This is a genomic window from Microbulbifer maximicatervae (SeqCode), assembly GCF_052466985.1.
Genome location: NZ_CP174298.1, coordinates 3,784,197 through 3,798,187, shown reverse-complemented (window position 1 = coordinate 3,798,187; position 13,991 = coordinate 3,784,197). Strand labels below are relative to the sequence as shown.

Genomic DNA, 13,991 nt, shown 5'->3' with positions numbered 1-13,991 from the left:
ACAAGGCCCCGGTCATTACCGGGGCCTTGTGGGGTTCATGAGCACCTACTTATTGGTGTTTCCCCCGAGATGTACAAAATGAGCTTTTAGGTAGTTGGTTTCCGGAATTGCTGGATGCACAGGGTGATCAGCCCCTTGACCACCACTGGCCAGAATTGAGGCTGGGCGCCCCAAGCGGTGAGCGGCGCCACGGATACAGTCGAGAAGCTCATCAGATTGCAGATGCATAGAGCAGGAAGCGCTTACTAACAGCCCATCCTTCGCCAACAAACGCATTGCGAGTTCATTGATATGGCGATAGGCCGCCAAGCCGGCTTTATGATCTTTCCTCCGCTTAATAAAAGCGGGTGGGTCGAGCACAATCGCATCAAACCTCTCCCCCTCTGCGACCAACCCTTTGAGGACATCCAGTGCTTTACCCTGGATGGTTTTGAGCTTGTCGGCGAATCCATTGTGATCCGCATTGAGCAAACACCAGTCCAAGGCCTGCTGAGAGGCGTCTACGCACACTACCTCTGCCGCACCATTGGCCAGTGCCTGAATACCCCAACCGCCCGCGTAGGAAAACAGATCTAATACTTTTTTGCCGTTGACCCAGCGATTCAACAGCCTGCGGTTTTCCCGGTGATCGTAAAACCAACCGGTTTTCTGCCCCTGGTGTACCGGGGCCAGAAGTGGAACGCCGTTCTCCTCGAACGGGACCATCTCGGGTACATCTCCAAAGGCTACGGTGTGTACCAGCGGCATATCTTCAACTGCGCGACCCTGATGATCATTGCGCAGCAGGATGCCTTTGGGGTTAACCATCTCCACCAACTTATCCACAATCGTTTGTTGGTAGCGCTCCATTCCCCAATTGCTGACCTGGACTACTAAATAATCCCCAAACCTATCCACTACCAAGCCCGGAAGCCAGTCAGAGTCCCCGTATACCATCCGGTAGCTGGGGTGGGAAAAGTACCGTTGGCGCTGTTCAAATGCAGTTTGTATGCGCTCACAAACAGTATCTGTGGAAAAGTCAGAATTACGGCTGACTATTCGTCCACAAATAAGTTGGCTCGGATTTACAAAGGCTGTGCCGAGCAGCTTGCCCTGGCTATCGTGAACTTGGCACTGACTACCCGCATCAATTCCCTTTAATGGAGAGCGCTTAGTGTCCACCTCATTGCTGTAAATCCATAGGTGGCCACGCTTGAGTCGGCGCTCTGCGCCTCGATTCAGTATTAACTCCACCAAAAGGGGATCTCCGTTGATGTGTACAAATTAGGGGCCAATTGTGCGGACAGCTAAGTGAAGGTCAAGCCTGCAAGCTGATGTATGGCTCGTTCGGAGCTTTGAGAACCAATAGTCACCCGAGGGTTACTCATATCCGTCAAAGTTTATACGTCAGTACCGGAGAAAATGACTATCAATTTGGTGTAACAGGGTGTCTAAGCTGGCTATAACTGGCAGAATCTGGCGCCTGTAAGTCATTCTTATCCCCAGCCGTTGTGGAAAACTGCCGAGATGAATAAGCACCAACAAACACAAAATGGAGCTAGGAAAGTCGCCATGGTGGTCTGCCCGGGTGCAACCAGCCTGGATATCACAGGTCCCCTAGAGGTTTTTGCCTTGGCAAATGACCAGTTGCGCAAACAAGGGCGTTTCAACCAGGATTTCTATGATATTCAGTTGGTGGGACTTGAGTCTGGTCCGGTTACGACTTCGACAGGGGTTAAGGTTTTTATAGACCTTCCGTTTCATGAAGCTGAGGGGATTCATACCCTGTTAGTGAGCGGCATGCCACCGGACTCCTGTCAGCGCGCTTGTGCCAATAGTTCTGTTCTGGAGTGGCTGGCTGAGCAGCAGAAAAAAGTTGCTCGTATTGGTTCAATCTGTAGTGGGGCCTTGATGCTCGCCAACGCAGGCATTCTCAATGGGCGGCGTGCTACGACGCATTGGGCGGATGTTCCTGAGTTGCAGGGGTTCCCCCAGGTAGAAGTGGATCCGGATGCCATCTTTGTCCGCGACGGTAATGTTTATACGTCGGCCGGAATTACTGCTGGAATTGATTTGGCTCTATCGATGATCGAGGAGGACCATGGGAGGGGCTTGGCACTCAACCTGGCTCGAATTCTTGTTCTCTACTTAAAGAGAGATGGAGGACAGCAGCAATTTAGTGTGCGATTGGAAAATCAGATAAACAGCGATCGTTTTGCAACTTTGATTGAATGGATGTACCAGAATATTAAGAAACCTATAACGGTGGAGAGGCTGGCTCAGGAAGCCGCTATGAGCCCACGGAATTTTGCCCGGAGCTTTGTACGAGAACTTGGTGTAACGCCTGCTCGATTTCTAGAGCAAATAAGAGTGGAACGAGCTTGCCAATTATTTTCCGAACAAAATCAGTCACAGGATAAAGTGGCAAAACTCTGTGGATTTCAATCCCAAGAGCAATTGAGAAGAGCCTTTAAAAAGCACAAGGGTATTTTGCCTAGTGAATATCGAAAGCGTTTTTACTAAAAATATAGTTATTAATTACTTGCAGCCAATTGTTAATATTTAATTTGGGAGATTTATATTTAGCGCAGTAAAAAGTAATTGTTGTTTTAACTGCATATCAACTGAACTTACTCATTCTTTTTTACCGAAGCTTATTTTTTAACATAGGAAAAATTTTCCGGGTTGATGATACTACTGGAGTGTAGGATTTCTGCTGCTGTGAATATCAATCGAAAGACAAAAACTTTTTGGCACTTGGGTCGATTATCCCCAGACATAGCGAGCGCTTTTATTCATCAGCAGAATGCACTCAATTGCGAATAAAAAACCGGCCAAACTCCGGCCGGTTTTGACTTTCACTTCCTACCATCAATTATCAGCGTGTGAGGCCTATTGAGTATTAATCATGACCTGGGTTTCGGAAAAATCTTTTTCTCCGTCACCATGAGTCAAAATACCAAGATGGCGGGTATTGGGAGTAATGTTCATCCACTCCAAAGAAACTACCCCAGTTCCACCAATCTGTGCTTGAGCCGGCGCATCCACTGCGGTATTTCCATTGTCCCCGTTCAGATTAAAATTGAACAAGCTGAAATTGGTGGGGCCGGCGGATGTCGCATAATCGACAACAACAGCTGCATATTGGCCGGGAGAGGGGTTAGCCAGGGAAACTGACTCTGCGGAAGTGGCGCTGCCGCTGGTACCGACTTCGGGATAGTTTGGCGCTGGGCCATAAACTTCCAGGTCCAGGTCGTCACTTCCGCTACCGTCGCCCACATCGGCATCATACATAGCGATATGCGCAAGCTCTGTTCCCTCAGGTATATCAAAGAAAATTACTTGAACATCGCCATCTTCAACAGTGGTTGTAGTGGCCTCACCCTCCGCCAGGCCAGTGACATTCACCTGGAAATCACCGTTGTAGCCGAAGCCCACATTGAGTTCGAGGTTGCCATCGGTGCCGCTGCCAGTTAATTGCTGTGGTGCAACTAGAGGAACAGGCCGAATAGCAATTGGGCTGCGCACACTGATCTGGGAGCCTACGGATTGCCAGGTGAGGTCACCAAAAACCCAAGTATTCATTTCGGCGGACTCTGTGGCGGTGAAGGTCACCTCAAACTCAGCACTCTCTCCCTCCCTGAGGCGTAGCACTTTCGGGTTGATATCTACATCGATACCGAGTGGCGCGTTGATGGATGCCCAATACCAACGCTGGCCGGGGGCGACGCTAGTAACCCGGCGTTTGATGGTCTGGCTGCCGAGGAGGTCGGCGACCCCCATAGAAGCGAGGTTCAGGTCGCTGGAATCGCTAGAGTATCCCAGGGACGTCAACGCATCACAGGTTGTGCTATCGACCATCTCGGGCTGGAGTTCAGCGCCACATAGGAAGGCGAGATAATCATTGAAGCCCGCATCGTAAACCAGCCCCGGTTTAAAGGCGTCACGGGGCACTATGGCACCAGCACCAATATCAAATGGTGTTGCATCCGCTGGTCCGTAAGACTTGCGCAGGTCATTGCGCGCACTCGTCATCAATGCGGACTTGGCCATTGCCGGGCTCCAGTGCGGGTTAGCCTGCTTTAGCAGCGCCATCACACCGGCCACATGGGGACTCGCCATAGAGGTGCCACTCAGAGCCCCAAACAGTTCTCCTCCACTCTGTACCGGAGAAATTCCCGCGATAATGCCAACCCCCGGGGCACTGATATCCGGCTTGATAATATCCGGAGCTCCACCGTTCCGGCCGCGAGATGAAAAGTTTGCGACGCGGTCTTCCCTGGGGATCAATTGAGACGGATCGATAACTCCAGAAACTTCGCTACTGGCTGCGAGAGTTTCACCCTCGTAGTACGAGATCATCATTCCGGGGATACGGGTATCAGGGGCAGACATGGTGATCGGGTTGATGCGATCGTCCGAGGTACCATCGTTGTAAACAACAATAGCCAAGGCGCCGGCATCAGCAGCATTATTATATTTATCGGTAAAGGAGCAACCCCCACGTCTTACCAGAGCAATACTGCCCTCCAAAGACTCGCTGTTAGTGACTTCGCTACAAGCTTCTAACGGCTCGCTGAGAACAACCTCAGCAGAGACTGCTCCAACCTCTTCAAGGCTCACTGTGCCGTTGCCTTCACGCCCCTCATAAATTCCGGAAATGGATTCTGGCGAGGATACTTGTAGGGCTAAACCGAAGCTTTGGTCATCCTCTGAGGCACCGACTGCGGTTATCCAGGGTACTCCCGAAGGAGTGCCCATGGTCTCGGGTCCGGGTCCGTTGTTACCGGCAGATGTGGCGACAAAAACGCCGGCATCGGCGGCAAATAAAAATGCGATGTCATCGGCACCACTAAAGGTGGTGCTGGCGCCACCTATCGAGAAGTTAATAACATCTACACCATCGGCCACGGCTTCATCAATAGCCGCCATGGAGTCGGCCGATGAGCAACCACTATCGTCGGGATCTGGAGCATCCCAGCAGACTTTATACACCGCGATGCGGGCTCGTGGCGCCATTCCGGTAAGGGTTTTTCCATCCGGGGTAATAACGCCATAGTTACCGGCGGCAGTGGTCGAGGTGTGGGTACCGTGCCCGTCTGCATCCCTGGCTGACAGGAATTCGTAATCTGCCAATTCGTTGTTGGTCAGGAAGGCATCGGAAAAAGACTTGGCTTTAATCAGCTTGTTATTACAGGTAAATGCGGCGTCGCCAGGGTTGTGGTCGCTGTTGCCGAATTCACAGCCGTTGCCTGTAAATGAATCGGGAATAGAGCCGTAGGGGACATTGGGTCCCAGGTTGCCCTGTAATGGGGTGGCGATATCGGCGACACTCTGGTGCTCTGGATGGATTCCCGAGTCGATAATGCCCACCACTATATCCTCACCAGTAATCCCCCAGAGCCATGGGCTGGGCATATCTGTGATGCCGAGGAAATCTGCGGTGGAGTCGGTATGGGGCTTTAGTAATTCATCCTCCCAAACACCTTTAACGTCGGCGCGACCGCGCAGAGCTGCCGCTTCCTTTTCGCTCATTACCGCCGCGAAGCCATTAAAAGCGGTGTCGTATTCATGAACAGTGCGTGCGCTGGGAATGGTGGATAGAACTTGTTCCCGCCGCGACCGAAGGAAATTGGAATAGTGTCGGTAGCTGCTGCTTTGGGGATCGAGTTTGCCACGGTTGGATGGTTTGGTGGCCGACAAACCGGGGATGGTACCGCTATAGGAAGACAGAGGCTCGCTGTCTAATTGAACAATATAAACTTTTTTTGGTTTTTCCGGATTGGGGGCAAACTTACTTGTGGCTGACTCAGCAAATAGGCTGTTGGAAAACAACATACCGGCTGTCAGGGCAGTAAGAATTTGTCTTTTCATTGGAGTATCCCTTTTATTGTTTTGTGCAGGCGGCAACAAAAGGCTTAAAAGAGCTCGTCGCTGGGGCATTACTCCTTTTCCCCGACAGGAATGTTCAGAGCGTCATTCAAGCCTCACCCATCCCTGGCTTGGCACGAATCGCTGATACAACAATGGGCTCGCCCTCCCGCTAGTTGCTTTTAAAGGAATGCGCCATACAGCTCAATAAGTTGGCGCCTGGGTGAACAACTGATCGCAAAAATAGTGCGCCAGGTTAAATATTGGACGCTCGAATCATCTAGCGAAAAGAGAGAGGGAGCGGTTTAGGAGGATAATAAAAACTGAGAAAAATGTGAAAGATCAACAAATACTGAAGTATTAGCCAGGCGGGGGTCGGGCTGCTCGATTAGGTGCTGTAACGTCTGATCACCTGCACCGGTTTTTACCAGAACGGGTTTACACCCCTTCTCCAACGCCAGATAAAGATCTGCCAGCTTGTCTCCGACCAAATAACAGTCGTGCAGGCTGGTATCAAATTCCGCCTCGATGGCATCCAGCAGACCCGCCAGGGGTTTGCGGCAGCGGCAATTATCTTCAGGGCCGTGGGGACAGTAGAAGACAGCGGCGATTTCGCCACCGGCATCTTCCACCTGAGTACGCATTTTAGCGTGCATTTCTTCCAGGTCATCCAGATCAAATTGGCCTAGCGCCAGGCCACTCTGGTTGGTGGCTATCACCAGTTGATGGCCGGCCTGACTGAGCGCTGCCAGTGCTTCAATACTGCCGGGCAGGGGTTGCCATTCGTCGGCGGATTTGACGAATTTATCGGGATTTTCGTTGATCACCCCGTCGCGGCCGAGAATGATAATTGCCATATTAGTATCTCCCTGATTTGCGAGGCGGGGGTTTAATGCCCCGCCTCTGCAAGTCATTACTTGGCAGGAACCAGTAGGGAAATATCGGCAACTTCGAGGAACAGTGCGCGCAGCTGGGCCAATAGGGCCAGGCGGTTGTTGCGCAGTTGCTCGTCGTCACTCATTACCATCACGTGGTCGAAGAAGCTGTCTACGGTTTCACGCAGGCCAGCCAGACCGGCGAGGCCCTCGGCGAAGAGCGCATCGCTATACAGAGGTTCGACTTCTGTGCGGGCAACCTGTACTGCGGCGAACAGAGCCTTTTCCGCCTCTTCCTGCAACAGAGCTTCATCGACACTGCTGGGTACAGCAGTGTCTAACTTGGCGAGGATATTGGAAACGCGCTTGTTGGCGGCGGCCAAAGCACCGGACTCCGGCAGCTGGCTAAACGCGTTGACCGCGTGCACGCGGTTGTCGATATCGAGTGGACGCGACAGCTTGCGCGCGGCAACGGACATAAATACTTCGGTGGCGATACCCTGGTCTTCGTAGCGGGCGCGGAAGCGCTCCAGTACATATTGCAGAGTCTGTTCCACCACCTTGTCATATTCACCCAGGGCGGTGCGCGGGTAGTTGTCGCGGGCCAATTCCAGCAACTCGCGCAGGTCCAGGTCGAGACGCTTTTCTACGAGGATGCGGATGATACCCAGACTGGCGCGGCGCAGGGCGAAGGGGTCGCGAGAGCCGCTGGGGGGTTGGCCTATGCCGAAGATGCCGACCAAAGTATCCAGGCGATCCGCCAGGGCGATTACAGTGCCGGTATCGCTGGCGGGCAGCTCGTCACCGGCAAACTTGGGCATATACTGCTCGTACATGGCCTTGGCCACATCCAACGGCTCGCCGTCATTTTCGGCGTAGTAGTAGCCGGCGATGCCCTGCATATCGGCAAACTCGAACACCATCTCGGTAACCAGGTCCGACTTGCACAGGCGGCCGGCGCGCTCGGCCCAATCGCCGTTGCTTCCGGTTTTCTCAGCGATGGTGCGGGCCAGGGCGGCTACCCGTTCAGTCTTGTCGTAGACGCTACCCAGGTGCTGCTGGAACACGATTTGGCGCAGTTTCTCGCGGCGTGATTCCAGGCTGGTCTTCTTGTCTGTCTCAAAGAAGAAGGCGGCATCCGCCAGGCGTGGACGGATTACGCGCTCATTGCCGTGGATAACCTGAGCGGCATCCTGGCTCTCGATATTGGACACGGTGATAAAGAAAGGCAGCAATTGGCCATCTTCATCTACCACATGGAAATATTTCTGGTGCTCCTTCATGGAGGAGATCAGGGCTTCAGCAGGTACTTCCAGGAAGCGCTCTTCGAAGCGACCGGTGAGGGCGACAGGCCATTCAACCAGTGCAGTCACTTCGTCGAGCAGATCGTCATCGATGACCGCTTCACCATTGACGTTGTTGGCTTCGGCAATCACCTGGGCGCGAATGGCTTCGCGGCGCTCGGCAAAGTCAGCCATTACGTAGCCGGGTTCGCGCAAAACCTGTGCATAGTCGTGGGCGGAGTGGATCTCCAACTCGCGATTGCAGTGGAAGCGGTGACCACGGCTGGTGTTACCGGCTTTTAAGCCGAGTACTTCACCGTTGACTACCTTGTTGCCAAACAGCATGACGAGCCAGTGCACCGGGCGCACGAACTCCTCGCGGCGGGCACCCCAGCGCATGCGCTTGGGAATTGGCAGTTGAGCCAAAGCCTTCTCGACAATACCTGCTAACAGGGATTCGGTTTCAGCGCCTTTTTGCTCGCTGATAAAGGCCAGGCGCTCGCCTTTGTCGGTCTCTTTGCGCCCCAGCTCTTCAACAGTTACGCCGTTGCTGCGGGCGAACCCCTCAGCGGCTTTACTGGGCTTACCCTCTTTATCGAAAGCGGCTTTGACGGCCGGGCCCAGCTTTTCAATTTGTTTGTCTTGCTGCTTATCTGCCAAACCGAATATCGCTACGGCCAGGCGACGGGGGGCTGCGTAGGCTTTAACTTCGCCAAAAGACAACTCGGCGCTTTTGAGGCCCTGGGTAATACCATCGGCGAAAGCGCTCATTAATTTGTGTAACGCCTTGGGCGGCAGCTCTTCGGTGCCCAGCTCTACCAGAAAATCCTGAGCCATTACTGCTTCTCCTCTTGCTCGATGTCTTCCGCCAAAATATCTGTCCGCAGTGCTTCATCTGCCATGGGGAAGCCTAAGGCTCGGCGCGCATCGTAGTAAGCCTGTGCCACGGCGCGGGCCAGGGTTCGTACACGCAGGATATAGCGCTGGCGCTCAGTCACTGAGATGGCGTGGCGGGCATCCAGAAGGTTGAAGGCGTGGGAGGCCTTCATAACTTGCTCGTAAGCGGGGAGCGGCAGGCCCAGCTCAATCAGGCGTGTGCTCTCGCGCTCGCAGTGATCGAAGGTCGCGAACAGGAACTCCACATCGGCGTGTTCAAAGTTGTAGTGGGACATTTCCACTTCGTTCTGATGGAAAACGTCGCCGTAGGTGACGGGGCTGCCATCCGGGTTGCGGGTCCACACTAAATCGTAGATAGACTCGACACCTTGCAGGTACATGGCGATACGCTCAAGACCATAGGTGATCTCGCCGGTAACTGGGTAGCACTCGAGGCCGCCAACCTGCTGGAAGTAGGTGAACTGGGTAACTTCCATGCCATTCAGCCAAACTTCCCAGCCGAGGCCCCAGGCGCCCAGGGTTGGGGATTCCCAGTTGTCCTCAACAAAGCGAATATCGTGGACAGCGGGATCTACGCCCATGGCGCGAAGGCTATCGAGGTACAATTCCTGGATATTGTCCGGGGATGGTTTCATTACTACTTGGTATTGGTAGTAGTGCTGAAGGCGGTTGGGGTTCTCGCCATAGCGGCCATCGGTGGGGCGGCGGCAGGGCTGTACATAGGCCGCATTCCAGTTTTCCGGGCCTATGGCACGGAGGAAGGTCGCTGGATGAAAGGTGCCGGCGCCCACTTCCATATCCAGAGGCTGTAGAATGACGCACCCTTGGCGCGCCCAATAATCCTGCAGGGCAAAAATGAGTCCCTGAAAGGTACTGAGATCGTATTGCTTGGACACCGCTATCTCCGGATCAGTATCTGCTGTGGGCAAAGGGACGCAATTATAGCGGCAGCGGCTCCTGTGCTTAAAGCGCTATAGCCGCTTCGGAGGTGTCAATGTTCATTCTCGAACTAGATAGCCGTCTCAAAATGGCTTTTGTGGATAGGAAGTAATTCAGTGGATATTAAAGGGCGCCTTGCAGTAGGGGCACTGAAAATCATTGGCAAACTGCCGTTGTCTTGGTCGCGACGCCTCGGCTTACTCGTTGGCAAAATTGCTGTGTGGACGCGCTCCGAGGGGCTGCGTCTGAGCCGTATAAACCTGGAGTTGTGCTATCCGGCCATGGACCCAAAGCAGCGCGAACGGCTCGCCAGAGAGAGCGTGATCAGTACTGCAATGACCGGCTTTGAGATGGCGGCCCTATGGAACACCCCCTGGGCCAAAAGTAAGAATGCGATTGTGGGAGTGCGCAACCAGCACTTGCTCGACGGGAGTGAAGAAGGCAGGACCGGCACAATTGTACTGATGCCGCATACGGGCAACTGGGAAATTTTTGGCTTGCATGTAGGCACCCTGGCTCCCTGCACAGTGCTATACCAGCCTCCCAAAATTGAAGCTTTGGACCCGGTTATTCGCAATGGGCGGGAAGTGACTGGTGGCAAGATGGTTCCCACCAACGTACATGGGGTTCGCTCGTTACTGAAGGCTCTCAAAGCCGGTAATTTTGCCCTGATACTTCCCGATCAGGAGCCGGATATGGGCGGTGATTTTGCTCCTTTCTTTGGGCGCCCCGCATTGACGATGACCTTGGTTCACAATTTGATACAGCGCACTAATTGCCATGTGGTGTTTGGTTTCGGCAAGCGCGTTGAAGGTGGATTTGAGCTGGTATTTGTTCCTGCGGAAAAGGCCATTTATAGCGATGAGCAGAAAGTTTCCCTGGCGGCGATGAATCGGGGAGTGGAGGCCTGTATTGCCCAGGCACCGGAACAGTATCAGTGGGAATACAAGCGCTTCAGGAAACAGCCGGAAGGCAAGAGTAAAATTTACCGCAAGAAAAAGTAGGGGCTCTTCATAGAAGCCCCCACATAAAATTATTTAAGTCGCGTGCTGGAAAGCGACCACAACTGGCATGCGTGCCGCGCGCCAGGCTGGGAAGAAGCCGCTGATAAAACCGATCACCAGCGCCAATACGGCGCCCTGCACAAACAGGTCTGGGGACATCTCAAAACTAAACACCACCTGGGTAAAACTGCCTCCCAGAGTTGAAGTGTTGAGACCGTCGAAAAACAGGTAAGCAGCTAGGGAACCCAAAAGCCCACCGGCAACAGCTAAAACCATTGCCTCAGCAATAGTGCCGCAGAACGCGGAGAAGTTGCTGAACCCCAATGCGCGCAAAGTAGCGATTTCACGAGCCCGATCCGCTACCGAGGTATACATGGTGTTGAGCGCCCCGGCCAGTGCGCCTAGCGCCATCACAGAGCTGATAATCCAGCCAAAAGTAGCGATATATTGCAGTTGTTTACCCTGGCTGGCGAAGTACTCCTGTTCGGTTTGCGCTTCCAGGTTCAGGCGGGGCTCGCGTTTGATGGTTTCCTGAATGGGCTTGAGATCGCCGTTATTCTCCAATTGCAAACGGATTGACTGGTAGCTGTTACCCCGGTTGTAGTGACTTTGGATAATTTTGATATCTGCCCACAGCTCGCTTTCAAATATATTACCCCCTGTGGAAAAGACCCCAACAACTGTCCACAGGTTTTTGCCAAAGCGCACTTCTTTACCGATTCCGAAACCATTAAATTCACGCAATACCCCTTCACCAACAATCATTTCGTTAGTGCCGGGAGTAAACATACGCCCCTCCACCATACGCATGTTATTGCGCATGGCCATGCCGGTTTCATTGAGACCGCGCAGGGGGATATTGGCTTCGGTGCCGGTGGATTTCTTCAGGCCATCGACAATAACGTAGAGCTCCGGTGATACCAGCGGGCCGTTCGTATCCCTGGCAACACCGGCCGATTCCGCAATCAGGTTGACCTGGTCCTGCAGGATTACAGAGTTGATTTCACTGGCAGACCCCTCTCGCATCAGGATAGCGATCTGGCTGGAGCCGGCCCCACTCATGGTCGCCTCAAATCCCTTGGCCATAGCGAGAAACGCCAGCAGGATTGCGACGACAACTGCCGAGGCAAATACCATGGCCAGTGACATCCACAGGCGCCGACGCAGGCTGCCCAGATTCATCAGGGTTACCGAAACAATTTGTGCAATAAGAGAACCCATAATTTCTTCTCCTTTAAGGCTTCCCCAGTGAAAACCATTGTGTAGTTTCAGTGGGGCACCAGTTTATTGTTGTCGGTTAAATGCAGTTACTATGTTAAGTCGCAGAGCCTGAAAGGCTGGCATCAGCCCGGTAATCAGACCCAACAACAACATAAATAGAATGGCTTGCAGGGCTATATCCCCATCCAAAATCAAGTTGGGCAGGAAGCGGGCAAGGAAGGTTTTTACCCCTTCGACCAGCAGCCAGGCTGCGGCCAGGCCAGAAAGGCCGCCGACAAAGGCAATTAACAGGGACTCCGACAGCACCATTCGGAAAATACGGGTGCTGGAAAAACCCAGGGTTTTTAATACGGCAATTTCCCCGGTACGCTCGCGAATAGCCAGCGCCATAGTGTTGCCAACCACTACCAATATGGTGAAAAAGGCAGTAAACACTACAGAAAAAATAATTAAGCCAATATTTCCGATTTGTTCAATAAAGGCTTTATTAAAGGCTTTCTCGGTACTGGTATCGGTTTCACTCTGCGAGTTGGCAAAATTGTCATCGATAGTTTTTGCGACGTTTTCATTGATGGCGGGATCATCGGTTGTTAGTGCCATCCAGCCAATCCAGTCGCCACCGAAAGTCTGTGTCTCCATAAAATATTTATAATGAAACAATAATTGGCGTGTATCGTACTGTTCCGTATCCCCTTTAAAAATCCCGGAAATCACAAATTCCCAGGTGTAGCCACCATCTTTGTGCGAAAAAATATTGGAGGATAAAGGAATCCTATCGCCCACTTTCCAGCCGTAAATCTGCGCGAGTTTTTCCCCAACCAAAGCCCCTTGCCGATTGTTAAACCAAGCCTGCTTTTGTTCCTCGGGAATAACAATTTCTTCATAGACTTTTAAATAGGATTCTGGATCTACAGCCATTGAAACGACCTGCCGGCTGGGTTCCTGAAAATAACCGCCAAACCAGTTGAGATGAGTTACATGTTTCACTCCCTCGACGGCTGCAACCTTTTGCACATAGGCAATGGGTAGTGACTGGGTAAAGTTAATTCTATTGAATACCACCAGGCGATTATCAGCGGATAATTCCACGCTGGAATTTAATGCGGACTTGAGGCTGGTAACCGAACCGAAAATCAAGAAGGCGATAAAAATAGCAAAGCAAGTAAGGAATAGCCGCAAGGGCTTCCTTGTCATATTTTTAAAAACCAAATAAAAATCACTCATGCCACTATTTCCCTCTGCACAAATTGTCCTTTATCCAGATGCAGGGTGCGCTTGGCGTATCTTGCAGCCGCAGGATCATGGGTAACCATCACGATGGTTTTGCCGTGATCGCGGTTTAACAATTGCAGCATTTCCAGTATTTCATCTGCTGTGGCCCGATCCAGGTCACCAGTGGGCTCATCACACAGAATCAGTTTTGGATCGGAAACGATGGCGCGAGCGATGGCAACACGCTGTTGTTGCCCGCCGGACATTTCACTGGGCATATGTTTTGCCCGATCACTTAATCCCACCAGGGCCAGTGCGGTTTCCACATTGTGGCGGCGTTGAGATTTGGACAGATTTGTCAGCAGTAGCGGCAGCTCTACATTGCGCTGGGCATTGAGCATCGGCATTAAATTGTAAAATTGGAAAATGAAACCAATATTTCTCGCTCGCCAGCGGGTTAGGGCGCCTTCATTGAGGGAGTCAATGCGCTCGCTGTCAAACCATATCTCTCCACCGCTGGGTTGATCGACGCCGCCCAACATATTTAACAGCGTTGTTTTACCGGAGCCCGAAGGCCCCATAATGGCAACGAAATCACCGCGATCAATTTCCATATTCAGGGATTCAAAAATGGAAATGGTCTCTTTGCCCTTGGTAAAACTTTTGCTGACATCCTTCAGCTGAAACAACACTTCCTCTGTCATCTCAAA

10 protein-coding genes are annotated in these 13,991 nt (G+C 52.4%); 2 read left to right on the top strand and 8 right to left on the bottom strand.

Annotated elements, in window-relative coordinates; all coding sequences use genetic code 11:
• Positions 1-45: 45 nt before the first annotated feature.
• Complete coding sequence (locus ACJJI3_RS16780) at positions 46-1,236, bottom strand: class I SAM-dependent rRNA methyltransferase (RefSeq protein ID WP_444940354.1); 1,191 nt, start codon at positions 1,234-1,236, stop codon at positions 46-48.
• A gap of 270 nt (positions 1,237-1,506) precedes the next feature.
• On the opposite strand from ACJJI3_RS16780, the gene ACJJI3_RS16775 reads away from it, so the two are divergent.
• Positions 1,507-2,502, top strand: coding sequence for a GlxA family transcriptional regulator (locus ACJJI3_RS16775; protein ID WP_444940353.1), 996 nt, complete (start codon positions 1,507-1,509; stop codon positions 2,500-2,502).
• A 369-nt stretch (positions 2,503-2,871) separates the two neighbouring features.
• On the opposite strand, the gene ACJJI3_RS16770 is transcribed toward ACJJI3_RS16775, so the two are convergent.
• The 4 genes from ACJJI3_RS16770 to glyQ all read right to left on the bottom strand — a co-directional run bounded on the left by ACJJI3_RS16770 (position 2,872) and on the right by glyQ (position 9,801).
• Positions 2,872-5,853, bottom strand: a complete 2,982-nt coding sequence (locus ACJJI3_RS16770; RefSeq protein ID WP_444940352.1) for a S8 family serine peptidase — start codon at positions 5,851-5,853, stop codon at positions 2,872-2,874.
• A gap of 302 nt (positions 5,854-6,155) precedes the next feature.
• Positions 6,156-6,707: a D-glycero-beta-D-manno-heptose 1,7-bisphosphate 7-phosphatase gene (gene gmhB, locus ACJJI3_RS16765; RefSeq protein ID WP_444940351.1), complete on the bottom strand. Its 552-nt coding sequence runs from the start codon at positions 6,705-6,707 to the stop codon at positions 6,156-6,158.
• Positions 6,708-6,763: 56 nt separating this feature from the next.
• Entirely contained in the window at positions 6,764-8,845 is a 2,082-nt protein-coding gene (gene glyS / locus ACJJI3_RS16760) for a glycine--tRNA ligase subunit beta (RefSeq protein ID WP_444940350.1), read from the bottom strand.
• On the bottom strand, positions 8,845-9,801 hold the full coding sequence (gene glyQ, locus ACJJI3_RS16755; protein WP_444940349.1) for a glycine--tRNA ligase subunit alpha: 957 nt from the start codon (positions 9,799-9,801) through the stop codon (positions 8,845-8,847). Before glyQ ends, glyS begins: the two co-directional genes overlap by 1 nt.
• 159 nt (positions 9,802-9,960) lie before the next feature.
• Between glyQ and ACJJI3_RS16750 the strand changes: the two genes are divergently transcribed.
• Positions 9,961-10,848 (top strand): lysophospholipid acyltransferase family protein, encoded by an 888-nt coding sequence (locus ACJJI3_RS16750; RefSeq protein ID WP_108731206.1) that lies wholly within the window; start codon positions 9,961-9,963, stop codon positions 10,846-10,848.
• 33 nt (positions 10,849-10,881) lie between these two features.
• Here the strand turns inward: ACJJI3_RS16750 and ACJJI3_RS16745 are convergent, their stop codons facing one another.
• The 3 genes from ACJJI3_RS16745 to ACJJI3_RS16735 form a co-directional block, all read right to left on the bottom strand.
• Positions 10,882-12,069: an ABC transporter permease gene (locus tag ACJJI3_RS16745; protein ID WP_444940348.1), complete on the bottom strand. Its 1,188-nt coding sequence runs from the start codon at positions 12,067-12,069 to the stop codon at positions 10,882-10,884.
• 63 nt (positions 12,070-12,132) lie between these two features.
• Positions 12,133-13,293 carry an ABC transporter permease gene (locus tag ACJJI3_RS16740; protein WP_444940347.1) on the bottom strand — a complete coding sequence of 387 codons (1,161 nt, stop codon included), beginning with the start codon at positions 13,291-13,293 and terminating at the stop codon, positions 12,133-12,135.
• Positions 13,290-13,985: an ABC transporter ATP-binding protein gene (locus ACJJI3_RS16735; RefSeq protein ID WP_444940346.1), complete on the bottom strand. Its 696-nt coding sequence runs from the start codon at positions 13,983-13,985 to the stop codon at positions 13,290-13,292. The genes ACJJI3_RS16740 and ACJJI3_RS16735 overlap by 4 nt, the downstream gene beginning before the upstream one ends.
• Positions 13,986-13,991 lie beyond the last annotated feature (6 nt).

Coding starts and splice junctions, on each gene's coding strand:
- ACJJI3_RS16775 (WP_444940353.1), top strand. CDS start 1,507: ATGAATAAGCACCAACAAACACAAAATGGAGCTAGGAAAGTCGCCATG.
- gmhB (WP_444940351.1), bottom strand. CDS start 6,707: ATGGCAATTATCATTCTCGGCCGCGACGGGGTGATCAACGAAAATCCC.
- ACJJI3_RS16745 (WP_444940348.1), bottom strand. CDS start 12,069: ATGGGTTCTCTTATTGCACAAATTGTTTCGGTAACCCTGATGAATCTG.
- ACJJI3_RS16770 (WP_444940352.1), bottom strand. CDS start 5,853: ATGAAAAGACAAATTCTTACTGCCCTGACAGCCGGTATGTTGTTTTCC.
- glyS (WP_444940350.1), bottom strand. CDS start 8,845: ATGGCTCAGGATTTTCTGGTAGAGCTGGGCACCGAAGAGCTGCCGCCC.
- ACJJI3_RS16740 (WP_444940347.1), bottom strand. CDS start 13,293: ATGAGTGATTTTTATTTGGTTTTTAAAAATATGACAAGGAAGCCCTTG.
- ACJJI3_RS16735 (WP_444940346.1), bottom strand. CDS start 13,985: ATGACAGAGGAAGTGTTGTTTCAGCTGAAGGATGTCAGCAAAAGTTTT.